The organism is Bradyrhizobium sp. 195, assembly GCF_023101665.1.
In the GTDB taxonomy this organism is placed as follows: Bacteria; Pseudomonadota; Alphaproteobacteria; order Rhizobiales; family Xanthobacteraceae; genus Bradyrhizobium.
In genome coordinates this window covers 5707104-5731008 of sequence record NZ_CP082161.1, presented here as the reverse complement: position 1 = coordinate 5731008, position 23905 = coordinate 5707104, and the positions used below count along the sequence as shown (strand labels likewise).

Below are 23905 nucleotides of genomic sequence, written 5' to 3'. Positions count from 1 at the left end.
ATCGATGGCGGAAGACAACGATCCAGAGAGTCAAACAGAAGACCCGACGCAAAAGCGCCTGGACGATGCGCTCGAACGCGGCGACGTCGCCAAGAGCCAGGAGATCAACACCTGGTTCATGATGGCGGGCGGCACGCTCGTGGTCTCGACCTTCTCGGGCTCGGTGGGCAGCGGGCTGCTGACGCCGATGCGCAATTTGCTCGCCAATTCCTGGATGATCAAGACCGACGGCAAGGCTCTGCTCGCGCTGATGCAGCAGATTGAACTCGCCTTGCTTGCGGCGATCGGCGTGCCGTTGTTGATGCTGGTGCTGGCGGCGATTGCCGGCAATATGCTGCAGCACCGCCTGGTCTGGTCGACCGAATCCCTGACGCCGAAGTTCAGCAAGATCTCGCCCGGCGCCGGCTTCAAGCGCATCTTCGGCAAGCAGGCGGCGGCCAATTTTCTCAAAGGCATCGGCAAGCTGGTGCTGCTCGGCGTGGTCATGACCATGATCCTGTGGCCGGAGCGGCATCGCATGGAGGCGATGGTCAGGCTCGATCCGGCCGCCATGCTCGGCGCCAGCACCAGCATGACCATTCATCTGCTCGGCGCGGTGGTCGCGGCGCTCGCGGTCATCGCCATCGCCGATTATTTCTTCCAGTACCGCAGCTGGTTCCAGCGGCAGAAGATGTCGCTGCAGGAAATCAAGGAAGAGTTCAAGCAGTCCGAAGGCGATCCGCACATCAAGGGCAAGCTCAGGCAGTTGCGCCAGCAGCGCTCCAAGAAGCGCATGATGGCGGCGGTTCCCAAGGCCTCGGTGATCATCACCAACCCGACCCACTATTCGGTGGCGCTGTCCTACGAGCGCGGCATGTCGGCTCCGATCTGCGTTGCCAAGGGCGTCGACAACCTCGCCTTCAAGATCCGGGAGATCGCGCGCGAGCACGACATCCCGATCGTGGAGAACGTGCCGCTCGCCCGGGCGCTCTACGCCACCGTCGAGATCGACCAGGAAATCCCGACCGAGCACTATCATGCGGTCGCCGAAGTGATCGGCTACGTCATGCGGCTGAAGCAGGGATTCGGCGCGGGGCGAGGATAAAACACCTGAAAAGTACCGGAAATGGCCGTAATCTGGGAATCAGCGTACCTTTCGCCTCTGCTGCCCTTGCACCTCAGGGTCCGATTCAGGCAGGGAGGACCCTACGCGCCCGGTGGCGCGTTGATTCTCTGCCGACAGGCCGCGCCAGCTTGAGATGACAGCCGAGACCGACCACGACCTGCCACGCGAGCCCGTTGCGGCGCACGAGCCGTCGCCGCGCTCGGGCAGCATTGCGCTGGTGCTGCTGGTAGCCGCCGGCCTCGTCGCCGTGGCCGTCGGGCTGATGACGCTCGGGCGCGCGCAGGCGCAGCCCTATATTCTCGGCATCCTTGCCGTGCTGGCGATGGTCGGCCTGTTCAACCTGTTCGCCTTCGCCGCCGGCATCATCCGCTTCGCCGACCGCAGTCTCGATGATCCGGTCGTGGGGCGGATCGCCGATCATGGATTCGACGGGCTGGCGGTCACCGATGCCCGCGGCCACGTGGTCTATTCCAATGCCGCCTATCTGACCCTGACCGGGGCCGCCGGCCCGCAGGACGTGCGCCCGGTGGAACGCGTCTTCATCGGCAACCCCGATGTCTCCGAAGCTGTGTTCCGGCTGCTGAAAGCCGCGCGCGAGGGCAAGCGTCAGCAGGAAGAGGTGCGCATCTCCGGCCAGGACGGCAGCCAGGGCCGCTGGCTGCGCATGCGGGTGCGTCCGCTCGGGACCGGCAAGCGCGAGTCGAAATACGCGGTGTGGTCGATCGCCGACATCACCCGCGACCGCGAGCGCCAGGAGGACGTGTTCCAGGAGCTCCAGCATGCGATCGAATATCTCGATCACGCGCCGTGCGGCTTCTTCTCGGTCAATCCGGCCGGCGAGCTCGCTTATGTCAACGCGACGCTGGCGAACTGGCTCGACTACGACCTCGCCGAGATCGGTTCTGGCGGCCTGAAGCTGACCGACATCGTCTCCGGCGACGGCGCCTCGCTGCTGACCTCGATCGTGGCGGTGCCGGGCGAGGTGAAGACCGAGGTCTTCGACATCGACCTGCGCATGCGCACCGGCAAGACCATGCCGGTGCGGCTCTATCACAAGCTCGCCTTCGGCGCCGACGGCGCGCCGGGACCCTCGCGCACGCTGGTGATCAGCCGGGCTCGCGACGAGCGCAGCGATCCAGACCGCGCCGCCGAAGTGCGCTTCATGCGCTTCTTCGACCACACGCCGATGGCGATCGCGACCGTCGATCGTGGCGGCAATGTCGTCCGCGCCAATGCGCGCTATGCCAAGCTCGGACAGGCCCTCGGGCTCGACAGTGCCTCCAAGTCGATCTTCCGCGCGGTCAATTCGCGCGACCGGCACCTCCTGATCGCGGCCATCAACCAGGCCGCCGAAGGCCAGGCCGACATCGCGCCGGTCGAGGTGGCGCTGGAAGGGACCAAGGAGCGCTGGGGCCAGTTCTTCGTCACACCGGTCGATTCGGCCGAAAACGACGCGGAAGCTGCCATCGTGCACATGCTCGAGACCACCGAGCGGCGCGCGCTGGAGAACCAGATCAACCAGTCGCAGAAGATGGAGACGGTCGGCCAGCTCGCCGGCGGCATCGCCCACGACTTCAACAACGTCCTCTCCGCCATCATGATGGCGAACGACTTCCTGCTGAACGCGCACAAGCCGACCGATCCGTCGTTCCAGGACATCATGCAGATCAAGCAGAACGCGACGCGCGCTGCGACGCTGGTGCGGCAATTGCTGGCGTTCTCGCGGCGGCAGACGCTGCGGCCGCAGGTGCTCGATCTCGGCGACGCCCTGAGCGATCTCGCAATGCTGCTGCGCCGCCTGATCGGCGAGAAGGTCAAGCACGAGATCATCCACGGCCGCGATCTCTGGCCGGTCAAGGTCGACGTCTCCCAGTTCGAGCAGGTGATCGTCAATCTCGCAGTCAACGCCCGCGACGCCATGCCCGACGGCGGCAAGCTGATCATCCGCACCGCCAACGTCACCACTGAGGAAGCGGCCAAGCTCGCCTACAAGGGCATGCCGGCCGCGGACTATGTCCGGATCGAGGTCTCCGACACCGGCACCGGCATCCCCGCCGACATCCGCGACAAGATTTTCGAGCCGTTCTTCTCGACCAAGGAAGTGGGCAAAGGCACTGGCCTCGGCCTTTCGACGGTCTACGGCATCGTCAAGCAGACCGGCGGTTTCATCTACGTGGACTCCGAGCCGGGCCAGGGCACCTCGTTCCACATCTTCCTGCCGCGCCACCATGCCGAGCCTGAAGCGCAGGTGGAGCAGCCGGCGGCTGCGGTCAGCGCGACCAACGGCGCCGCCAAGGACGCCGCTTCCGTCGAAGCAAAGCCGCGGACCGATCTCACCGGGCAGGGCACCATCCTGCTGGTCGAGGACGAAGAGGGCCTGCGCGCGCTGAACGCACGTGGTTTGCGCTCGCGCGGCTACACCGTGGTCGAAGCCGAGAACGGCGTCGAGGCCATGGAGGTGCTGGAGGAGCAGAGCGGCGGGATCGATCTCGTCGTCTCCGACGTCGTCATGCCCGAGATGGACGGCCCGACGCTTTTGAAGGCGATGCGGGAGAAGAATCCCGACATCAAGTTCATCTTCGTCTCCGGTTATGCCGAGGACGCCTTCGAGAAGAGCCTGCCCGAAGGCCAGCAGTTCGACTTCCTGCCCAAGCCGTTCACACTCAGCCAGCTAGTGGCGGCGGTGAAGGAGACGATGACCAAGCAGGGGTGAGGTTTCGTCATTGCGAGGAGCGCAGCGACGAAGCAATCCAGACTGTCCCCGCGGAAAGAGCCTGGATTGCTTCGTCGCAAGGGCTCCTCGCAATGACGAGGAAAAAGCGGAATTTACCCACTAACACCGCCGGTAACCCGTGACCACGGTTCCCCCAGCCTCCGGCCAAATCCGCGTCAAATATGGGCTTTTACCACATCCCCGCGACTGAGGGCCGCAGCCACAGGTTCCGAAACCGGCTTCACTTTTCGGGAAGTCTGCCCATCTTAAGCGCATGTCCCCATGCCGGGGATTTGGGAAACGCACATGAAGTTCTCGTTACGCTCCCGCAATCTCTTCAAGACGATCGCCGTCGTGCTGGCGCTTGCGCTGCCGACTGCGCTGGCGATCTCGTCCGCCGATGCGCGCGTCGGTGGCGGCTCCTCGTCGGGTTCACGCGGCTCGCGCACCTATTCGGCCCCGCCCTCGACCACGACGGCGCCGGGATCGGCCTCGCAATTCAACCGCACCTACACCCAGCCGGGTGCAGGCATGAACTCGGCTGCGTCCGCGCCTGCGCGCGGTGGCCTGTTCGGCCGCGCCGGCGGCTTCATGGGCGGCCTGGCGGCCGGCTTCCTCGGCGCCGGCCTGCTCGGCATGCTGTTCGGCGGCGGCCTGTTCGGCGGTCTCGGCGGCCTGTCCTCGATCCTTGGTCTGATCATCCAGATCGTGCTCGTGGTGCTGGTGGTGCGGCTGGCAATGTCCTGGTGGCAGCGCCGTCACACGCCGCAGGCGGCCTACGCCAATGCCGACGCAGGGGCAGCTTCCGGACCGCAGCCGAACCAGCGCAGCGGCCTCGGTGGAGGTCTTGGTGGCTTCGGCTTCGGCGCCAATGCCAATAACGCGCCGCTCGAGATCAAGCCGGACGATTACGAATCGTTCGAGCGACTGCTCGGGGATATCCAGGCCGCCTGGTCGAACGAGGACGTGGCTAAGCTGCACACGCTCGCGACCCCGGAGATGGTCTCCTATTTCGAGCAGGACCTCGGCCAGAACCGCGCGCGCAACGTCGTCAACAAGGTGACCGACGTCAAGCTGCTGCAGGGCGACCTCGCCGAAGCCTGGCGCGAAGGCGAGACCGACTACGCCACGGTGGCGCTGCGCTTTGCGCTCACCGACAAGACGCTGGACCGCAACAGCGGCACGGTCGTCGCCGGCAGCGAGCAGCCGGGCGAAGTCACCGAGGTCTGGACGTTTGCCCGGCGGCCCGGCAGCGGCTGGGAATTGTCGGCGATCCAGCAGACCAACTGATCGCAAGCGGCATGAGAAACCAGGGCGTCGTGCTTCCGCACGGCGCCTTTTTCTTTTCGGCGTCTCGCATCGCCGCATCGGAATAAGCAGGCGCGCGACGGGTTGAAATCAGGCGGCCAACGACAAGCACAACGGGAGGACAACATGATCCGCATCGAGAGAACCGTGACGATTTCAGGCCTTGCACTGGCAATGGCCTTACTGGCGACGCCATCGGCGCAAGCGCAGTCGGCCGACATGACGTTCTTCGTGACCTCCAGCGGTCCGGGCAAGGGCGCCGATCTCGGCGGGCTCGAGGGCGCCGACGCGCAATGCCAGAAGCTCGCGCAGGCCGGCGGCGCCGGCGCCAAGACCTGGCGCGCCTATCTCTCGACGCAGGCCGCCGACGGCAAGCCGGCCGTCAACGCCAAGGACCGCATCGGCAAGGGGCCGTGGCAGAACGCCAAGGGCACGGTGGTCGCCAAGGACGTTGCCGAGCTGCACGGCGCGGCCAACAACCTTACCAAGCAGACGGCGCTCAGTGAGAAAGGGGAGGTCATCAACGGCGCCGGCGATACGCCGAACCGGCACGACATCCTGACGGGAACGCAACCCGACGGCACCGCGTTCGCCGCCGGTGACGACAAGACCTGCAAGAACTGGACGTCGAGCACGCAAGGCGCCGCGGTCGTCGGCCATGCCGATCGGCGAGGTCTGCGCGACGACGAACCGTCGAAGTCCTGGAATAGCTCGCACCCCTCGCGCGGTTCCGAGGGCGGCTGCTCGCAGGCCGATCTGAAGAGCACCGGCGGCGACGGCTTGCTGTATTGTTTTGCCGCGAATTGAGTTAAGCGCGCGAAGCTCTTTCCGCTCGTCATTGCGAGGAGCGAAGCGACGAAGCAATCCAGAGTCTTTCCGCAGAGGCCGTCTGGATTGCTTCGCTGCGCTCGCAATGACGAGCGGGTTGCGCGAACGCTCCGTCTCACTCTGACGGAACCTCGAGCCGCATGCTACATTGGTCCGTACGCGTTCACGTTCACGGACCTCTCTCATGAAATACGAGCTCTACTACTGGCCCGAGATCCAGGGCCGCGGCGAATATGTGCGACTGGCGCTGGAGGAGGCGGGAGCCGCTTATGCGGACGTCGCGCGTGGAGCGCGCGGGACGGCTGCGATGATGAAGATGATGGACGCGAAAAAGGGTACGCCGCCCTTTGCGCCGCCGTTCCTGAAAGCGGGCAAGCTCGTCATCGGCCAGACCGCCAATATCCTGCTCTATCTCGGCGCCCGTCATGGGCTTGCGCCCAAGACGGAGGCCGGCCGGCTCTGGGTGCACCAGCTTCAGCTCACCATCAGCGACCTCGTGGTCGAGATCCACGACACCCATCATCCGCTCGGGCCCTCGCTCTATTACGAGGACCAGAAGCCGCCGGCGAAGAAGCGCACCGCCGATTTCTGGAGCGAGCGCGTGCCGAAATATCTCGGCTATTTCGAGCAGCTTCTCAACGAGAATGGCGGCGCCTACGTCACCGGCCGCAGGCTGACCTATGTCGATCTGTCGTTGTTCCAGATCGTCGCGGGGCTGCGTTATGCCTTCCCCAAGCGCATGACGGCGTTCGAGGCAGACATTTCGGGCCTCGTCAGCCTGCATGATCGGGTCGCTGCGCGGCCGAACATCAAGGCCTATCTGGAGAGCCGGCGCCGCATTCCCTTCAACGAGCAGGGCATTTTTCGCCGCTATCGCGAGTTGGACGGCTAGAGCGTTTTCGAGCGAAGTGGATACCGCTTCGCGTTAAGAAAACGCGTCAAGACAAAAAATTTTAGCCGTGAGATGCAGGGAGAGCGGGGCGCTCTCACCAGACGCCTGGCACCAGGCGATAGCGCACCCGTGCGGCGTAGTCGGCATAGCCCGGCAGGCCATCGCGCAAGGTGCGTTCCTCTATGCCGATGCGGATCGCGAACAAGAGGACCAGGATCGGGACCATCAGAAGTCCCCACCACGAGCCCAGCAGCAGCGGCACGCCGGCAAAGAACAGGATCATGCCGCTATACATGGGATGACGCACATGGGCGTAGGGGCCGCTCGAGATCACGCGTTGCGCGCGCTCGGCTTGCAGCTTCACCACGGGGGCAGCGAACGAGTTCTCGCGGAATACCCAGAGTGTGAACAGCGTCGAGAGCAGGAACAGCGCGAAGCCGGCTGCCTGCAACGCGACAGGCATGTCGGACCATTGCATGCGCCGGTCGACGCCTATCAGCACCAGCCAGACCAGCATCGCAACGACGAAGACGCTCATGAACACCTTGTCCGCGGCGGGCTGGCCCTTCTGCAGGACCGGCCGCAGACGCTCGGCGAGCAGCGCCGGATCGATCCGGTAGAGCCACCAGCCGCAGAGCGGACCGAGCAGGGTGCATGTTGCGAGGAACACCCAGGCCGAGGGCCAGCGCAAGGTCCCTGCGGACGCGAACAGCAGCGCGCCCATCGCGACGGTGGTGATCGTGTTCTGCAGCAGCAGTTTGGCGATCATTGTCGATCTTGTTCTATCCCACGCCGGTGCATTGATCGCATTTGTTTCCGGCAAACATGCGGCCGGGACGCGACAGCGATTGCGGTCAGGCCTTGATCGATGGCGTGAAGGCAGCACGAGCCGAACCAGATCCGCATGTCGTTTGGTTCCGGTCTTGGCGAAGATTCCGGGCGAGATGGGTTTTGATAGTTCCGGCGAGGCCCATGCTTCTGGCCACGTCGGGAACACCGCCGATCTCGACAATGGACAGGAAGACGCGCAGCTCGGTCGGCGTCAGTGTGCGCGAACGAGGACATTGCCGAGGCGTGGCGGGATGTGCGGACCAAGATCGTGTTCGGCAACGGCAGTCGTGCGATCATGCGCAGGGCCCCGGGGCGCGCATGATATTGATCCGGCAAGGATGCGGCCGGGACGCGCAACAGGCCGGATCGACCGAATTGGGCGATCCGTCTTCGAGAGGATCGATCAGGCGAGCTGATCGATCCGCGTGCCCTGACCCGGCGGCAGCGGCGCGGGCGGCTGCGGCTTGTAGGTCGGGTCGGCGTCCTTGGTCTTGGTCTGGTCGTCCTGCTGCTTGGTCGTGTCGTAGCTCGGAACCACGATCGCGATCGGCGGCGGCGCAACGGTAGAAACCTTCATCCGCAAATCCTCACACATGGAAGCAATTCAACCTGCGCTGCGAGGAGCGAAAATTCCTTCAAGGCAATCGTTAAAATGCGAGGGATCTGGTGCGGTAAGGTGCGCTGTTGTTGCTCGTCATCCACGCTGTAAGAGGGCGATCACGAACCTCTCCTCGTCATTGCGAGGAGCACCTGCGACGAAGCAATCCAGAATCCATCCGCGGAGAGATTTCTGGATTGCTTCGCTTCGCTCGCAATGACGGAGTCCTTGGCGAGCTGCGTCGCGCCACACGTGCACGGTATCCGCAGCAAGAACGACGGCGGTCCCCCCGTCTATTCGTCCTTGCCACGCGTGATGGCGATCGATGCATCCTTCTTGGTGCGGGTGCATTCCATGTTGAGCCGCCGATAGCGCATGCTGATCTTGTCGCCGCGCAACAGCCCCATCCGCTTGAGGCAGCGCGTTGCGCCCGTCGTGGTGTCGTCCTTCGTCACGGTGAAGACGATCGCCGCCATCGACCCGACCAGCGCATAGAACTCCGGCGTGGGCTTGCGATCACCCTTGGCATAGAGCTCGATGGAATATTTGTCGCCGCGGCAGCCGACGGACAGCTCCTTGGCTGCCGGGTGCGTCAGATAGACGGTGTTCGCGGCCCGGAAATTCACCTTGAGGCGATCGACCTGGTTCGCCAGCTCCTTGGCGCTGTCGTCGCAGCGGTCGGCCCGCGCAGGCGAGGCGAGGGTCACGAGACCGGTGATGGCGGCGGCGACCAGGATCGCGCCGCGGACGTTCAGTTTCAATGTCATGATGAAAAGCCCCTTATGGGGCGCATTCAAGCGTCGGCGGACGCGAAGCGCAAGGGTCGGGCCTGGCCTTTCCACGTGCTGCGCCAATGCCTTCCCAAACCCTGGCCGCCCTCTCTCATGCGTACCGGTCCCTTCCTTTTCCGTCCAAAATGGGCTTAGAACGCTTCTACGCGAGGGCCCGCGCGTGGCCCCAAAACCCCGAGATTCGCCCCATGAACGCTCCCACCGCCTTTCCCGACCCGTCAAAACCCGTTCCGCCCTACAAGCACACCCCGCTGTTCCCGCTGGGCAAGGACGAGACGCCCTACAAGAAGATCACGGCCGAGGGCGTGCGGGTCGAGAAGGTCCTGGGGAAAGACATGCTGGTGGTGTCGCGCGAGGCGCTGCGCGCGCTGTCGGAGGCGGCTTTCGGCGACATCAACCATTACCTGCGGCCGGGCCACCTGAAGCAGCTCCGCGCCATCCTGGAGGACGGCGAGGCGAGCCCTAACGACAAGTTCGTCGCGCTGGACTTTTTGAAGAACGCCAACATCGCCGCCGGCGGCGTGCTGCCGATGTGCCAGGACACCGGCACCGCGATCATCATGGGCAAGAAGGGCTGCAACGTCATCACCGACGGCGACGACGAGGCGGCCCTGTCGGAAGGCGCGCGCGATGCGTACCTGCGCCGCAATCTGCGCTATTCGCAAGTGGCGCCGCTCTCGATGTACGAGGAGAAGAACACCGCCAACAACATGCCGGCGCAGTGCGAGATCTACGCCGAGGGCGATGACGCCTACAAGTTCATGTTCATGGCGAAGGGCGGCGGCTCCGCCAACAAGAGCTTCCTGTTTCAAGCTACGCCGTCGGTGCTGACCAAGGACCGGCTGCTTGCCTTCCTGAAGGAGAAGATCCTCACCCTCGGCACCGCGGCGTGCCCGCCCTATCACCTCGCGATCGTGATCGGCGGCACCTCGGCCGAGCTCTGCATGAAGACGGTGAAGCTCGCCTCCGCGCGCTATCTCGATGCGCTGCCGACCCACGGCTCGCCTGACGGCAACGCCTTCCGCGACGTCGAGATGGAGAAGGAAATCCACAAGATGACGCAGTCGCTGGGTGTCGGCGCGCAGTTCGGCGGCAAATATTTCTGCCACGACGTGCGCGTGATCCGCATGCCGCGTCACGGCGCATCGCTCCCGATCGGGCTTGGCGTGTCCTGCTCGGCCGACCGTCAGGTGCTCGGCAAGATCACCAGGGACGGCGTCTATCTTGAAGAGCTCGAGCACAACCCGGCGCAATATCTGCCTGAGGTCGAAGAGGCGCTCGGCGGCGAGGTCGTCAAGATCGACCTCAACCAGCCGATGAAGGACATCCTGGCGACGTTCTCGAAGCATCCGATCAAGACGCGGGTCTCGATGACCGGCACCATGATCGTCGCGCGCGATAGCGCCCACGCCAAGCTGCGCGAGCGGCTGGAGAAGGGTGAGCCGCTGCCGGACTATTTCAAGAACCATCCGGTCTACTACGCCGGCCCCGCCAAGACGCCCGAGGGCTACGCCTCCGGTGCGTTCGGTCCGACCACCGCGGGCCGCATGGATTCCTTCGTCGACCAGTTCCAGGCCGCCGGCGGCTCGATGGTGATGGTGGCCAAGGGCAATCGCGCCCCCGCCGTGCGCGAGGCCTGCAAGAAATATGGCGGCTTCTATCTCGGCTCGATCGGCGGCGCCGCGGCGAACCTCGCCGAGCACTGCATCAAGAAGGTCGAAGTGCTCGAATATCCCGAGCTCGGCATGGAGGCGATCTGGCGCATCGAAGTCGTCGACTTCCCGGCGTTCATCATCGTCGACGACAAGGGCAACGACTTCTTCAAGGAGTTGAATTTGGGCTGAGGCGACGTTCCCCGGATGCTGCGCAGCATGAAATGCTGCGCTGCTGATCCGGGGTCCATCGTAGCGGCATGGGTCCCGGCTCTGCGCCGCGTCACTGCGTGCCGCGTCGCGTCCGGGACACGAGAGCGGGGCGTGATCGCTTTATTTCACTAGCTGCAATTCGTGACCTGGTTGGAGCACAGCGAGCGCCACCAGCCGCGGACGCCGTCATGGCTCTCGACGAGGCCCCAATATCCGCTGCAGGCGAGAAGGCGCTTCGGGCCGCCGTCGCCGTCGATCGGGCCGCCGAGTTCGCGCTGGGCGGGCATCCATTTGGCGTCGACGAAGGGCGCCTGGAAAAGTCCGCCGGCGCGCGTGTAGCCGTTGGCAAAGCTGGCGCCGACCTTGTTGGCCGCGACCCAGCCGCGCCCGGCATAGGGTTTTGGCGCGCTACGTGGATATTTCTTGTCGTCCTCGTAGTCCTTGCCCGGCGGCTTCGCGCCTTCGATCAGAAACCAGCCGCTCTTGAAGCCGATGATACGGAATTCGGTGAGCCAGCCGCCCTCGGGCGTGTTCTCGGCGCCGCCGAGTTTCAGCTGATAGGGTGGCGGCAGCGTGCCGAGCACGCGCCCTTTCACCGACGGCTCGGCGCGCACGTTGAGGCCGCTGGGATCCTTGTCGATCGACCAGGCGCCGAGAGCGCAGGGCTCGGTGCCCTCGGGCAGGGTTTTGTGCTTTGCCGCGAGATCGGCGTGCAGCTTTGCGAAATCAGTGTCGTCGTCGTCAGGGGCCGGCTCGGCGCGCGGCTTCAACTCGGCTGAAATCGCGCGTGTCGCATCCGGTGTCAGCGTGACCACGAGGCTCTGACGCGCGGCGAACACGCTGGCCGGTGTTTTCTGATCGTTCGATGTCTCGGGATAGACGGCAAGATAGCCGGTCGCACCTTCGGTGCGATAGGCGGTGCCGGCCACGTAACCCGCCGGCACCAGCGCGAGCGCGCTTGCGCGCCACGCGGGGTCGGTGTCATCCGCGCGTGCCGCTTGTGTCGCGACGCACAGCATCGTCGCCGCGATGAGACGGAGCACGCGCACTGTGCGGCCTTACGCGCGGGCGCCCGTGAACGGGAAGCTGCCCATCGGGCCGATGCCCATCTCGCCGCTGATGCTGTCGCCGGAGACGGTGCCGGCGAATTCGAGCGTGAGCGGCATCGGGTTGGTGATCGAGACCTTCCACGAGACGTTGTCGCCAGAGACGGTGCCGTCGAAGATCTCGGCGGTATTACCTTCCGCGCCTTGCGTACCCGTCAGCGTGCCGTCGGCGGCCTTGAGGCTCAGCGTCGCCTGGCGCTCGCCCATCGGCGTCGTCATGGTCAGATTCCAGTTGCCGTCTACGGCCATTCCCGTCTCCCGAACGAATCCCGGCGGACCGCGACGATCCGCGATCAGTCCCGAGCGAGCCTATAGCCCAACTCGTAGCTCCTGCCTAACCCTCCGATAGGGCATTTAGGCGCGGGCGGCGGCGCGCCTGCGGCTGGTGACGATGAGCCTGAGAACGACGTATTGCACGGCAAAGGCGAGGATCTTGGCGCCCCCTGCGACCACCGTGAGGTAGAACGCCCACAGCTTCAGATCGCCGGTGGAGGCGACCACGATCATGCCGGCGCCGATCACGAACATCAGCACCGCCCAGGCATAGCCCGCAGCCGTCACGTATTCCGGAACGGTCTCGACGACGATCGGCGGCATATAGCGCAGCATCCAGCCGCGCTTGAGCATGATCGCGCCGATCGCGAAATGCGCGATCGAAGGCTTTGCCATCATGAAGCGGGGATCATGGGTCAGCAGTGTGATCGCGCCGAGTCCAACGACGAGCGCGAGGCTCGCATAGGTCATGTAGTTGAGTTGCTGCCCCTTGACGCGGGCATAGATCACCTGAGCGATCGCGCCGGCGACCGCCACCGATGTTGCCAGGATGACGTTGTCGGTGACGAGATAGACGACCAGGAAGACGATGGCGGAGAAGAGATCGGAGGCGAGGCGGGCGAATACGTCCTTCATCGTCAATCCTGTTCAGCGAACGTTGGGCAATGTGCGGGCGGGCGTACCGTACTTGATCTGACGATATTCGGGATACCACTTTGTGAAGTAAATCGCGCTGTTGCGCGCGGCGAAGGCGACCGCAAGGCTCGACCAGAGCGGCAAGCCCGGGACATAGAGCAGCACGACATTGGCGGCCGCCATCAGGAGCGTGGCCGCGGTCCAGGCGCCGGTGATGACGTAATTGGCGTGGAGAAAGCCCGGCATCGCTGCGGTCTCGGCCGGCACCGCTTCAAGCGCATATTGCAACGTGAAGGGACGGCGGACCAGCATCGAGCCGAGCGAGATGGCGAAGATGCCGAGATCGACGGACAGCTTGACGCCGAGCGCTCCCAGCGTCGGATCGAGCAGCGCGAGGTAGAGGCCGATTGCGGCGAACACGACGGCCGAGCCCGCGGCCAGGGTCTTCACCGAACGGCCGCACGCCACATCGAATGCGACGGTGCCGAGGCAGATCGTGGAGGCCACGAACATACTGACCGTGGCCGACGTCACCAGCATCAGGAAGGTGTAAGCGCCGTAGGGCGCGAGGATCAGGAAAATCGCCATTGCCCACCTCGGTCAGGCCGATCTTTACGATGTAAAGATCAATAATTCAGGCGGTATCCCGGGTCAAGCGAAATCTTTACAGTGTCAAAATAACGTAAGCGACCTCCAAAAAATGAAGTGCTGCAACGGCTTGGTCGGACGCCTCGTCGGCCAATTCCACCCAGGACAGGCGCGACAGGATCGGCAGCGCGGCGGCGATGAGAAGGCCGGCGGCGAGCAGGATGCCGCCGTTGAAGATGACGTGGCTGCTCCGCCGCTGCCGGATCATCTGAAGCGTGAGCGCGACGCAAGCGACGGTGAGGACAGCGAGAAAATTCACAGTGATCGAGGGCATGTGCATGAGATATCTCTTTGGTGACGCATCTGCGCTGTCATTGCGGGCGCGCTAAACCGCGCCCACCCAATTGCCGTGAAAACCGTCGGGCACGCGGTGGCCGAGCTGCACCAGCGCGACGGGGCCCGCCTCGATATCGGTGGCGTTGAACACGGCGAGGTCGCTGCGGTTCTCCCGCGCGCCAGACCACCGCCAGCAGCCAGCCATCGCCCTCAGTCGCATCCTTCGATCGCTCGACGAACACCGGTTCGGAGATGGTGTCGCCGGCGGGCAGCAGATAATGGCCGAGCCGCCGGCCGTTGCCGTCGACATGAACGACGTCGGACAGCGCGCCGAACATCGGCAGCCGCGGATTGGCGCAGGCGTACCAGCCGTGACGGTTTTTCAGCCCGGCGCGGCGATCGTCGATGCGCGGGAATTCGCCGGTGAGATCGTCGAGGTAAGTCTGCTGGAAGCGGTCGGTATTGCCTGAGAGGTCGAAGGTCCAGCGGCAGTGCCGGGCGCGCGACTTCTCCGGATCGGTCGGCCGGCCGTCGGGATGCGGAAACAGCGGCGCTTCCTCGAATTGCATGACGTCGGCGATGATGCGGTTGTCGTCCTCCCACGCATTCATGACGTGGAAGACGTAGCAGGCCTCGCTGCGAAACCAGACGATCTCCTTGGCCGTGCCGTTGCGCTTCATCACGCCGACATAGGCGCCCTTGTCCGGCTCCCAGGCATAGGGCGGCCGTCCGCTCATTGCGCGCTCCATGCTGCCGGTAATGGGGAGGATCGGAAACAGCACGTGGTTCGCGGTGACGATGAAGTCGTGCACCATGCTGGCATAGGGCGCCTCGAACCGCTCGAAGCGCCTCGCCTTGCCGGAGGCATCGATCGAGCCGTAGGAGAGGGCAGGCGTCAGCGGACCTGCCGCGTTGTAGCCGAAGAACACCAGCTCACCGGTCACGGGGTCGATCTTCGGATGTGCCGTAAAGCTGCCGGCGACGCGGCTCTGGTAGTTGTGATAGCCGCGCGTTGCGAGCGTGCCCGGCTCGATCTCGGTCGGCAGATGCGCTTCCTCGAGCGCGAGCAGCTTGCCGGCATGGAAGATGATGTTGGTGTTGGCGACGCCGCCATCGGTGAGATCAGCCGGCGCATCCGGCAACTTGCGGCCGAAGCCGGCGAACAGGGCGCGGCCGGCATCGTGCTCGGCCAGCCATTTCGGCGTGCGGACCCAGCGGTTGCGATAGCTGGCGCGCCCGTTGTCGAGCTGGAACGCGTGCAGCATGCCGTCACCGACGAACCAATGCGCGCCGGGCGACGAGAACTGCGGATTGGGGCCGTTGCGATAGAGCGTGCCGTTCAGCTCGCGCGGCAATTCGCCGATGATCTTCAGGAAAGGCGCGTCCGCTTCGAACGGGATCGGTGCGATATTGTTGCGGCGCTCAGTGCTGGAGTCGTGCTGCACGGCATATCCTCCGTATCTTTACATCGTAAAGATCACCTAGCGCCGATGGCCGCATTGGTCAAGCGAAATCTTTACACTGTCAATATTGCGTCCTATAGCTTGTCTCATGAGCAAGAGTGAACCCAGGACTGAAACCGCGCGCCGCGCGCGTACGCCGCGAAAGGCATCCTCGTCAGCGGGCGCGCCGACGCGGACCGCGCGTCGTCCGCCGAGCGCCAAGCCCGAGACGCCCTATCATCATGGCGCCTTGCGCGAGGCGCTGCTCCAGGCCGCCGAACGGGTGCTGGAACGCGATGGACTCTCCGGTCTCACCTTGCGCGCGGTGGCGCGCGAGGCGGGTGTCTCGCATGCCGCGCCGACCCATCATTTCGGTGACCTCACCGGGCTCCTCAGCGAACTCGCGGCTGTCGGTTTCCGTCAGTTCAACGCCGCGATGTCCTCGTCCTCGGACGCCGCCACCACGCCGCTCGAATGCGCACTGGCGCGGCCGAAAGCCTATGTCGCCTATGCGCAGGCTCATCCCGGCATGTACGGCATCATGTTCCGCACCGAGCGGCTCGATTATTCGAGACCCTCGCTGCACGAGGCCGCCGAAACTTCCTTCGCCGGACTTGCGAATGCCATCGGCGCGATGCGGCAGGAGCAGATCAGCGAAGATGCGCTGACGCTGAACCAGGGCGCGGCGATCGCGCACGCCTGGTCGATGGTGCACGGCTTCACCATGCTGCTGCTCGACGGACGGCTCGAGGACATTTTGGGCCGTCTGCCCGAGGGCACGACCGCCGAACGCCTGCTCGAGGCGATGCTGACGGCGCCCATCACGGCGAAGCTGCCCGGCCCCTGATCGCCAGCAACGAACGCAACCCTTGCCGCGATCAGGCGTTGACGCCGCATGGCAAGAACAGCACGCGCTCCCTGGAAACGCTCGAATCCTCGCAAACGGGCCGGCAAGGCCTCCAAGCATCTCAGTCCCGCGCAGAAATCGGCGGCGAAAGCGCGCGCTCGCCGCGCCGGCCGCCGCTATCCCAATCTCGTGGACAACATGCGCGTGGCAGCGAAGAAGAAGTCTTCCAAGAAGAGGAGCTCAAAGTCGAAGGCGTCAAAAGCAGAGTCGAAGACATCTGCAAAGAAGAGCCGCAAGCGCAGCGCGAAGAAGACGGCCAAGTCCTCCCGCAAGCGCAGCGCAGTGGCGCGCGAGAAGGATTCCCGTGGCGGCCTGACCGCGGCGGGCCGCAAGGCGTTCGCGCGCAAGCAGGGCGCTCACTTACGGCCTGGCGTCACCAAGAAAGAATCGGAGATGACGCCGCAGGAGATGCGGCGGAAGGGAAGTTGGGCCGTGCGCTTCTTTGGCCGCGCGAAGCTGCCGCCGCTGGTCGATGCCAAGGGGCAGCCGACCCGCCACGCATTGTCAGCGCATGCCTGGGGCGAGCCGGTTCCGAAAACGGTGGCGGCGGCACGGCGCATCGCCGCGAAGGGAGAGCGGTTGCTGGCGCACTATCGACGGGCCAAGGCGAGAGGCTAGCGCATCGTCGCCAGCTCGACCGCGCGGCCGCCTGCGCCGATGATCTTCACCTCGTCCTTGCCGCACGTGAAGCCGCGGGCGAAATCGTCGGCGGCCTTGCGCGCCAACTCATTGGCGGCGGGGTTGGCGACCGCATCGACATAGGCAACGTGGCAGACCGGGCCGGGCGGCAGCCGGGTCACGACCAGCATGGCCTTGGAGGTGTAGGTGCTGCCCACGGATTGGGCGTCGGCGCTGTTCAGGCCGATGCAACTCATCAAGGCAGCGAGGCCAATGCGGGTGATGTGGTTCATCATGAGGGCTTTGATGGTGCGGGAACTCCGTACCATCAGACGTCTTCATTGTGGGCAAGGTTCAAACAGGGCCGGGATATACCTGACAGCGGCGCGGAATCGTTCTAGAAGAGCGGCTTCGCCTGAGGCATCGTGCCTCGTTCGCGTCCTCATTTCTCTTGATCATGCCAGCCATCGCTTCCAGCAAATCCTATCGCGTCGGCCGTTCCAAAACCGGGCTCGGCCTCTTCGCCACCAAGCCAATCAAGAAGGGCACCCGGATCATCCGTTATTTCGGACCGATCCTGGACTCGCGGATCCCCGAGCAGGACGACATCGAGAACAAGTACCTGTTCGAGCTCAACGGCCGCTGGACCATCGACGGCTCGGTGCGCAAGAATGTCGCCCGCTACATCAATCATTCCTGCCGGCCCAATGCGGAGTCCGACGTTCGCCCGCGCGAGCGCAAGGTCTTCATCCGCGCCATCAGGAACATCGAGCCCGGCGACGAGATCAACTACGACTACGGCACCGACTATTTCAAAGCCTATCTGAAGCCGATCGGCTGCAAGTGCCCGTCCTGCGAGAACAAGCGCAAGAAGCTGCGCGCCGAGGCGCGGGCGGAAGCCGCCAAGGTGAAGGCGCGCAAGGCCAAGAAGGCGGGCGCCAAGGCTGCCAAAAACAACGCCGCCAAAAAGAAGAAGCTCAACGGCCACGTCGTTGGCAAGGCCAACGGCCGCGCGCGGGCATAGTTGCTAGCCGCGGTGTCATGCCCCGCGCAGGCGGGGCATCCAGTACGCCGCGGCCTCTCGATTGTATCACTGCCGCCTCGGAATACTGGGTCACCCGGCCAAGCCGGGCGACGACAGCAAGTAATGCGGCTTCACGCCGCCAGCGCACTTCCGCTCCTCCTCAATCCCACATATTGCAGCTCGGCGAACACGCCGGTCGCGATGGCCTGCGCCACGACCATCAGCTCGCCGGCGAGGTTCGGCGACACTGCGCCAGACAGCAGCAGCGCGATGCTGCCGACCGTCCAAGCGGCGTTGCCGACGATAACGAGGAGCACGAGCGGCTTCGGCACCGCGGCGCGCGAAGCGAGCCAGCCGACCAGCGCGGTATAGGCGATCAGGAACAGGCCGGTCTCGCGCAGCAGCGCCTCAGGCAAGTTAAACAGCGCAGCGAACGCGCTCGCGCCGAAGGTGAAGCCGAGCGCGGCGACGCCGCTGAAGATGGCGTCGGCGAGCAGGGCGCGGCGCAGGAAGGTGGATGCGTCGATCATCGTAGGTCTCCTTGCTTGGGTTGGGCTCGGGTGGAAATCAATGCAATCCGCGCCACCAGGCGCGGAGCAGGCGGGCGAGGCGGAACGGACAGAGGCTCCTGCCGACGCCGTGCTCGAAGGCGATGACCTGCGCGACCACATAATCGCCGGTCGAATGCACGAGTGGCTCCGGCATGTTGAGGCTGCGCGCCAGGATCCGGGTTGCGAATGCCATGGCCCAGGGCAAGACGTGGTCTGCGACGGTCCGGTAGAGCAGCAGCGCGATCATGGTCATCTCCTGTTGCAACCGAAGATGCGCCGCCGGGCGGCCCAATTCGATTACCTCGCGGGTAATGGAACGGCCGAAACCAGCATGATAGGTTTCTGGTCATGAACGCACATGCATCCACGGCCCAGACCGAACGCAGCCAGCCGATCCATATCGGCGACCATTTGCGCGAATGGCGGCAGCGCCGCCGCATGAGCCAGCTCGATCTCGCCGGCGAGGCCGAGATCTCGGCGCGGCACCTAAGCTTCGTCGAGACCGGCCGCGCCGCGCCCTCGCGCGACATGGTGCTCAGGCTGGCCGAGCGTCTCGACGTGCCCTTGCGCGAACGCAACGTGCTGCTGGTCGCCGCCGGCTATGCGCCGGCATTCCCGCAGCGCCAGCTGGAGGATCCGGCCTTGAAATCAGCTCGCCAGGCGATCGACCTCGTCCTTCGGGCGCACGAGCCCAATCCCGCGCTGGCGGTGGACAGGCACTGGAACCTGGTCTCCGCCAATCGCATGGTGGCGCCGCTGCTCGACGGCATCCCACAGCATCTGCTCGGCCAGCCCTTCAACGTGCTGCGGCTCGCCTTCCATCCCGAGGCGCTGGCGCCGCGCACGGTCAATCTCGCGGAGTGGTGCGGGCACCTGTTGGAGCGGCTGCACCGGCAATGCGAGGCGACCGCCGATCCTGAGCTGATCAAGCTCTACAACGACCTGAAGAGCTATCCCATTCCGGCGCGCTCTGCGCCGCTGTCGAGCGACAATGTCGCGATCCCGTTCAAGCTGCGACATCAGGGCGAGATCCTCAGTTTCTTTTCCACCACCATGGTGTTCGGCACGCCCGTGGACATCACGCTGTCGGAGCTGGCGTTGGAGACGTTCTTCCCGGCGGATGAGCGCACCGCCGAACGGCTGAAGCAGATGGCGGCCGGTTTGCCATAGCGGCGTTTACAGGCAGGAGCGGCCCCCGCATAATCTGCGGATGGACACACGCGCGTTCCGGCGGTTGCGGCCGGCCAATCCCGTCGGTGATCTCCTGCGCGGCTGGCGCATGCGCCGAGCCTCGAGCCAGGCGGAGCTGGCGTTCGAGGCCGGCATCTCGGTCAAGCACCTGAGCCATGTCGAGACCGGCAAGGCGGCAGCAAGCCGGGACATCCTGCTGCAACTCGCATCCGCTCTCGATTTGTCGCTGCGCGACCGCAACGCGCTGCTCGAGGCCGGCGGCTTCGCCCGGCAATATGGCGAGCGCGACCTCGCCGCGCCCGAGCTTGCCGATGCGCGGCACGCCATCGATCTTCTGCTGCGACGGCACGAGCCGTTCCCAGCGATCGTGACCGACCGGCGCTGGAATGTGAAGCAGGCCAATCGCGCCGCCTCGCGCCTGATGACCATGCTGCTCGGCCCCGAGCGCATGCAGCGGCCGCTCAATCACATGCACATGTTCCTCGCGCCCAGCGAGCTCAAGCCGTTCGTCGAGAACTGGCCCGCCGTCGCGGCTGCTCTGCTGTCGCGTGCGCGCCATGAAGCGATGGCCGCGCCGCTCGATGAGGCCCTGCAATCGACCTGGCGCGAATTGATGCGGCTGCCGGAGCTTCCCGCACTTGGGATCGAGGACAGCGCCGTGCCGGGACCGCTCTGCGAGGTGCGCCTGCGCAAGGGCGACGTCGGCATCGGCCTGATCGGTGCGGTGCTGACGCTCGGCACGCCGCAGGACGTGACGCTGCAGGAGCTTCGCGTCGAGATGTTCATGCCGGCCGATCCCACATCCGAGGCCGCGCTGATCACGCTCGCGGCTCAGGACGCCTGAGCCTGCACGGGCTCGCGCCGCTCGAAGCTCATGGCCTGCATCACCTCCGCGAACGGTCCGTTGCGGTCGCTCAGCGTCGCCGTGGTGAGGCCCGCGCCATTGGCGCCGACGCGCGTCGTGGCGCGGATCAGGATCCATTCGCCCTCTGGCGGCCGAAAGAAATAGAGGCTGATCTCCGGGTTGATGAAGGTCCAGTCGCGCATGTCGACGATCTGCGCGACGCCGCTGGAAAAGTCCGCGGCCTGCACCGCTTGCAACAGCGGCGTGTTCGGCTCGCCCTCGACCAGGGGCGCATCGAGCCGCATCCAGGCTGCCGCAGGGCCTGGTTTTTCCAGCGCGCCCTCGATCAGCCGCACCGAGACGTTCTGGAAATAGCGGCTCCATTTCTGCGCGAAGGCTGGTGGTGCGGTGCCGGTTTCGGGCGCCTTGTCGACCGCGGCAGGCCTCGCAAAGGGATCGACGGGCGATTCTGCGCTCGGCGCCGTCAGCAGTGCCGTGCAACGGCCGATCTCCGTCTCGCCGTCCATCAGCCGCACCTGCAAGGTCTTGGCCTTGCGGCCGTCGCGCAGCAATTCGCTGGCCGTCCTGAAGGCGCGCAGGCCCGCCGGTCGCCACAGATCGAAGGTCAGGCGCCGCACGGCGAAGCCGGATTCGGCGGCGAGACGCTCGACCTCGCGGGTCATGAGGGCTGTGGTGGCGCTTCCCTGCAACATGTCCGGCGACCACGGACCGCCGGCATGCTCCGTGGCCCGGAACTGATGGCCTTCCGGCCTGAAAATGGCGCTCATCGCGGTCTTCCCTCCTTGATCCCTCGGCTTGATCGTGGCCGCGAGTATCCCGGCGGGCTGGACCTGTCACAATAACCGCAGAGGTGAAGTCGTGAGCCATGCAGGACGGGTGCCTTGCGCCGTCTCCGGTTCGGCTTATCTTCCGCCGAACCCGTGTTGCCCGAAGGAGGCGCCTGATATGAGCACGCTCAAACCGCTCCAGATCGACGTCGTCTCCGACGTTGTGTGCCCCTGGTGCTATATCGGCAAGCACCGGATCGAGAGCGCGCTGGCGCTCGTTCCCGACGTTCCGGTCAAGCTCAATTTCCGCCCGTTCTTCCTCAATCCCTGGGTGCCGCGCGAGGGCATCAGCCGCGAGGCCTATCTCACCCAGAAGTTCGGTTCGGTGGAGGCCTATAAGGGCATTGCCGGGCGCGTCGTTGCGGCCGCAAGCGAGGAGGGCCTCATCTACAAGCCCGAGTCGGTCGCCCGTCAGCCCAACACGACCGACTGCCATCGCCTCATCCTGTGGGCGGAAGCGATCGGCAAGGCGCCCGAGATGAAGCAACGCCTGATGGAGCTGTATTTCCGCGACGGCGGCGATCTCACCGATGTGAACGTGCTGGTGCAGGCGGCCGCCGATGTGGGCCTCGATGCCGAGGACGTGCGCAAGCGCCTTGCCACCGACGAGGACGTCGCGCGCGTTTCGGCCGACGCGCAGGAAGCGGCCGAGAAGGGCATCTCCGGCGTGCCGACCTATGTGTTCGCGCAGAAATACGCCGTCTCCGGCGCGCAGGATCCGAACCTGCTCGCCCGCGCCATTCGCCAGGTGTCGGAGGAGATCAACGCGCAGGCGGCGGAGTAGCCCCACGAAGGTTGTATAAGTGGGCAACTTGGGCAACTATCCTGATTGCGAGGTCGTCATGAAGATCAAGATAGTTGTGCACGAAGCGGAAGAGGGTGGCTTTTGGGCCGAGGTCCCGGCGATTCCTGGCTGTGCCACCGAAGGCGACACCATGGATGAGCTGATGGCTAATCTCCGCGATGCGATCGAGGGATGTCTATCCGTCGAAGTCGCGCCGCCCGAACCGGGCGGCGTTGAGCGAATTCTGGAATTGCCCGTGTGAAGTCAGTTTCTGGTCGGGAGTTCGCACGAATTGTCGAACGTCACGGCTGGAGTCTGCTTCGGGTGAGCGGCAGCCACCACATCTACGGCAAGCAAGACCGCATCGTCAGGCTCTCGGTCCCGATTCATGGCAACAAGCCCGTGAAGGTCGGTCTCCTGCGTCATCTCATCAAGATGCCCGAGCTGTCTGAGGCTGATTTCTAGTCCGCCACTTTCTGAGCAAGTGCACCGTTGATCGCGCTGCTTCGCGCGCAGCGTAGCATGATGCGAGCGACCCGCGGATGAGCGTCACCATCGGATCGTGCCGGCGCAGCGGGATCAGCACGTCACCAATTGCGAAGCGTCCGCGCCAGATCGGATTGATCATGGGGTGGTCGGCGCCCGCGGTGGAATCCGCGCTGGCGATGGCGGGATCGGCGCAGAGATGGCGGGTGAGGTCGAGCGTGAGCTGCACGCCCGGCGAATATCTCGCAAAGCGCTCGTCGATGCCGAGCTTGAAGAAGAAAGCGCGATCCTGATGGCGCAACACGATGCCGGCGGCAATCGGCGTCGCGCCGGCGCGAAGCGTGATGATCTCGCACTGCGCGGTCTCCGCCAGCGCCGGCACGGCGCGGCGGATGAAGGCCGCGTCGCCGGCATGCTGAGCCAGCGCGGTGCCGCGCTTGCCTTTCCAGCCGCTGGCCTCGAGCTGCAAGAATGTTTCGAGCGCGGGCGCGATCTCGTCCGGCTGGCGTGCGACGTCGAACGTAACGGGGCCGTGCTCTTCGAGGCGATGGCGCAGGCGGCGCAGCTCCTTGAGCTTTTTGGTGCCGAGTGCGTCGCGGAGCAGCGTTTCGCCATCCTGCGTCGCATCGAGGCTGGCGCGGGTGTATGAGGAAAGTACGCGCGGCTTCAGGCCGTCGCGGCTCAGGACCTGTTTGACTGAATTCATCGCAGCACCGTCGAGCGCGACGTCGTTCAGCACGAGCGCATGCGCGCCGGCCGCGCGCGCCCTCTGCAACAGAGACGCGGCCGCTTCGATCGGCGCGTCGCGGTCGATCAGCGGACTGCACAGCGTTCCATAGGGATGCGCGCTCACCAGCGCGGGCAGGGGTATCTTCCAGGCGCGCCACAGCGAGATCACCGGCATCAGCCCGATCAGCCGCGTCGAAGAACCGTCGAATGCGGGTAAGGCCGAGGCTTGGGTGCGGCCGCGCGCGGTTGCGCTGACGGCGAGCTCCCAGGCCGGTAGGTAATATCCGTTCGGCTCGACCGCGCGCTGCGCGAGCGCGCGCCATTGGCCGGGGTCGATCGTCGTGAGTGAGACGCGCGCGCGCGCGACTCCGGCGTCCGTTGCCGATGCCGGATTGATCGCCGCCTGCTGCGCGATGTCGACCACGTCCCGTCGTCCCCAATCACGCGGGCTGAGCCCGTGTTACGCCGTTCATTCTTAGCGCAAAGAATGGAAAATACCGTTGGCACGCCGCTTCAATTCGAGTGGTATTATTAACGTCGCGTTGAGCATGCGGCGGCAGGCTCCTGGATGCGCGAGAGAATGCGGACGTTATTGATCGCCCGGCGCGGGC

The 23905-nt window shown here is 65.1% G+C and carries 26 protein-coding genes and 2 pseudogenes; 14 read left to right on the top strand and 14 right to left on the bottom strand.

The window, feature by feature from the left end:
* Positions 1-4: 4 nt before the first annotated feature.
* The 5 genes from flhB (at position 5) to IVB26_RS26920 (ending at position 6846) form a co-directional block, all read left to right on the top strand.
* A complete protein-coding gene (gene flhB / locus IVB26_RS26940; protein WP_247968151.1) occupies positions 5-1084 on the top strand; it encodes a flagellar biosynthesis protein FlhB in 1080 nt (359 codons plus the stop codon).
* A gap of 154 nt (positions 1085-1238) precedes the next feature.
* Positions 1239-3818: a cell cycle histidine kinase CckA gene (cckA, locus tag IVB26_RS26935; RefSeq protein WP_247968150.1), complete on the top strand. Its 2580-nt coding sequence runs from the start codon at positions 1239-1241 to the stop codon at positions 3816-3818.
* Between the two features lie 282 nt (positions 3819-4100).
* Positions 4101-5108, top strand: coding sequence for a Tim44 domain-containing protein (locus tag IVB26_RS26930; protein WP_247968149.1), 1008 nt, complete (start codon positions 4101-4103; stop codon positions 5106-5108).
* A gap of 144 nt (positions 5109-5252) precedes the next feature.
* Positions 5253-5933 (top strand): lectin, encoded by a 681-nt coding sequence (locus tag IVB26_RS26925; RefSeq protein ID WP_247968148.1) that lies wholly within the window; start codon positions 5253-5255, stop codon positions 5931-5933.
* A gap of 205 nt (positions 5934-6138) precedes the next feature.
* Entirely contained in the window at positions 6139-6846 is a 708-nt protein-coding gene (locus IVB26_RS26920) for a glutathione S-transferase (RefSeq protein ID WP_247968147.1), read from the top strand.
* A gap of 94 nt (positions 6847-6940) precedes the next feature.
* Here the strand turns inward: IVB26_RS26920 and IVB26_RS26915 are convergent, their stop codons facing one another.
* The 3 genes from IVB26_RS26915 to IVB26_RS26900 form a co-directional block, all read right to left on the bottom strand.
* The gene (locus IVB26_RS26915; RefSeq protein WP_247968146.1) at positions 6941-7615 is read right to left on the bottom strand and encodes a methyltransferase family protein; all 675 of its coding nucleotides are present in this window, start codon (positions 7613-7615) and stop codon (positions 6941-6943) included.
* A gap of 465 nt (positions 7616-8080) precedes the next feature.
* Complete coding sequence (locus tag IVB26_RS26905) at positions 8081-8254, bottom strand: hypothetical protein (protein WP_018321873.1); 174 nt, start codon at positions 8252-8254, stop codon at positions 8081-8083.
* A gap of 314 nt (positions 8255-8568) precedes the next feature.
* Entirely contained in the window at positions 8569-9042 is a 474-nt protein-coding gene (locus IVB26_RS26900) for a hypothetical protein (RefSeq protein ID WP_246929008.1), read from the bottom strand.
* A 212-nt stretch (positions 9043-9254) separates the two neighbouring features.
* On the opposite strand from IVB26_RS26900, the gene IVB26_RS26895 reads away from it, so the two are divergent.
* Positions 9255-10910, top strand: coding sequence for a fumarate hydratase (locus IVB26_RS26895; RefSeq protein ID WP_247968145.1), 1656 nt, complete (start codon positions 9255-9257; stop codon positions 10908-10910).
* 149 nt (positions 10911-11059) lie between these two features.
* On the opposite strand, the gene IVB26_RS26890 is transcribed toward IVB26_RS26895, so the two are convergent.
* The 6 genes and pseudogenes from IVB26_RS26890 to IVB26_RS26865 all read right to left on the bottom strand — a co-directional run bounded on the left by IVB26_RS26890 (position 11060) and on the right by IVB26_RS26865 (position 15315).
* Positions 11060-11980 carry an SH3 domain-containing protein gene (locus IVB26_RS26890; protein ID WP_346732834.1) on the bottom strand — a complete coding sequence of 307 codons (921 nt, stop codon included), beginning with the start codon at positions 11978-11980 and terminating at the stop codon, positions 11060-11062.
* 9 nt (positions 11981-11989) lie between these two features.
* Entirely contained in the window at positions 11990-12286 is a 297-nt protein-coding gene (locus IVB26_RS26885) for a hypothetical protein (RefSeq protein ID WP_247968143.1), read from the bottom strand.
* A gap of 105 nt (positions 12287-12391) precedes the next feature.
* Positions 12392-12946, bottom strand: coding sequence for an inner membrane-spanning protein YciB (locus IVB26_RS26880; protein ID WP_247968142.1), 555 nt, complete (start codon positions 12944-12946; stop codon positions 12392-12394).
* Between the two features lie 12 nt (positions 12947-12958).
* Entirely contained in the window at positions 12959-13534 is a 576-nt protein-coding gene (locus tag IVB26_RS26875; protein ID WP_247968141.1) for a hypothetical protein, read from the bottom strand.
* 76 nt (positions 13535-13610) lie between these two features.
* On the bottom strand, positions 13611-13874 hold the full coding sequence (locus IVB26_RS26870; RefSeq protein WP_247968140.1) for a hypothetical protein: 264 nt from the start codon (positions 13872-13874) through the stop codon (positions 13611-13613).
* Positions 13875-13919: 45 nt separating this feature from the next.
* A pseudogene (locus IVB26_RS26865) lies at positions 13920-15315 on the bottom strand (carotenoid oxygenase family protein).
* A gap of 106 nt (positions 15316-15421) precedes the next feature.
* Here IVB26_RS26865 and IVB26_RS26860 point away from each other — a divergent pair.
* The gene (locus IVB26_RS26860) at positions 15422-16159 is read left to right on the top strand and encodes a TetR/AcrR family transcriptional regulator (RefSeq protein ID WP_247968139.1); all 738 of its coding nucleotides are present in this window, start codon (positions 15422-15424) and stop codon (positions 16157-16159) included.
* A gap of 48 nt (positions 16160-16207) precedes the next feature.
* On the top strand, positions 16208-16837 hold the full coding sequence (locus tag IVB26_RS26855) for a DUF6321 domain-containing protein (protein ID WP_247968138.1): 630 nt from the start codon (positions 16208-16210) through the stop codon (positions 16835-16837).
* On the opposite strand, the pseudogene IVB26_RS43230 reads toward IVB26_RS26855, so the two are convergent.
* A pseudogene (locus tag IVB26_RS43230) lies at positions 16834-17037 on the bottom strand (hypothetical protein); the annotation flags it as partial. The gene IVB26_RS26855 and the pseudogene IVB26_RS43230 overlap by 4 nt on opposite strands.
* A 257-nt stretch (positions 17038-17294) precedes the next feature.
* Between IVB26_RS43230 and IVB26_RS26845 the strand changes: the two are divergent.
* Entirely contained in the window at positions 17295-17861 is a 567-nt protein-coding gene (locus IVB26_RS26845) for an SET domain-containing protein (protein ID WP_247968136.1), read from the top strand.
* 131 nt (positions 17862-17992) lie between these two features.
* Here IVB26_RS26845 and IVB26_RS26840 read toward each other — a convergent pair whose 3' ends face one another.
* Together IVB26_RS26840 and IVB26_RS26835 are read right to left on the bottom strand one after the other, a co-directional pair.
* Entirely contained in the window at positions 17993-18391 is a 399-nt protein-coding gene (locus IVB26_RS26840) for a hypothetical protein (RefSeq protein ID WP_247968135.1), read from the bottom strand.
* Positions 18392-18428: 37 nt separating this feature from the next.
* Positions 18429-18659 (bottom strand): hypothetical protein, encoded by a 231-nt coding sequence (locus IVB26_RS26835; protein ID WP_246931369.1) that lies wholly within the window; start codon positions 18657-18659, stop codon positions 18429-18431.
* 101 nt (positions 18660-18760) lie between these two features.
* Between IVB26_RS26835 and IVB26_RS26830 the strand changes: the two genes are divergently transcribed.
* A complete protein-coding gene (locus IVB26_RS26830) occupies positions 18761-19582 on the top strand; it encodes a helix-turn-helix domain-containing protein (protein WP_247968134.1) in 822 nt (273 codons plus the stop codon).
* Between the two features lie 40 nt (positions 19583-19622).
* Positions 19623-20447 carry a helix-turn-helix domain-containing protein gene (locus IVB26_RS26825; RefSeq protein WP_247968133.1) on the top strand — a complete coding sequence of 275 codons (825 nt, stop codon included), beginning with the start codon at positions 19623-19625 and terminating at the stop codon, positions 20445-20447.
* On the opposite strand, the gene IVB26_RS26820 is transcribed toward IVB26_RS26825, so the two are convergent.
* Positions 20435-21235 carry a thioesterase family protein gene (locus IVB26_RS26820; protein WP_247968132.1) on the bottom strand — a complete coding sequence of 267 codons (801 nt, stop codon included), beginning with the start codon at positions 21233-21235 and terminating at the stop codon, positions 20435-20437. The two genes, IVB26_RS26825 and IVB26_RS26820, sit on opposite strands and share 13 nt — an antisense overlap.
* A 178-nt stretch (positions 21236-21413) precedes the next feature.
* Between IVB26_RS26820 and IVB26_RS26815 the strand changes: the two genes are divergently transcribed.
* The 3 genes from IVB26_RS26815 to IVB26_RS26805 are packed head-to-tail and all read left to right on the top strand — an operon-like array spanning position 21414 to position 22544.
* Positions 21414-22079 carry a DsbA family oxidoreductase gene (locus IVB26_RS26815; protein ID WP_247968131.1) on the top strand — a complete coding sequence of 222 codons (666 nt, stop codon included), beginning with the start codon at positions 21414-21416 and terminating at the stop codon, positions 22077-22079.
* Positions 22080-22137: 58 nt separating this feature from the next.
* Positions 22138-22341 (top strand): type II toxin-antitoxin system HicB family antitoxin, encoded by a 204-nt coding sequence (locus IVB26_RS26810; protein WP_247968130.1) that lies wholly within the window; start codon positions 22138-22140, stop codon positions 22339-22341.
* On the top strand, positions 22338-22544 hold the full coding sequence (locus tag IVB26_RS26805) for a type II toxin-antitoxin system HicA family toxin (protein ID WP_247968129.1): 207 nt from the start codon (positions 22338-22340) through the stop codon (positions 22542-22544). The genes IVB26_RS26810 and IVB26_RS26805 overlap by 4 nt, the downstream gene beginning before the upstream one ends.
* Here IVB26_RS26805 and IVB26_RS26800 read toward each other — a convergent pair.
* Entirely contained in the window at positions 22510-23718 is a 1209-nt protein-coding gene (locus IVB26_RS26800; protein WP_247968128.1) for a GNAT family N-acetyltransferase, read from the bottom strand. The two genes, IVB26_RS26805 and IVB26_RS26800, sit on opposite strands and share 35 nt — an antisense overlap.
* Positions 23719-23905: the final 187 nt, after the last annotated feature.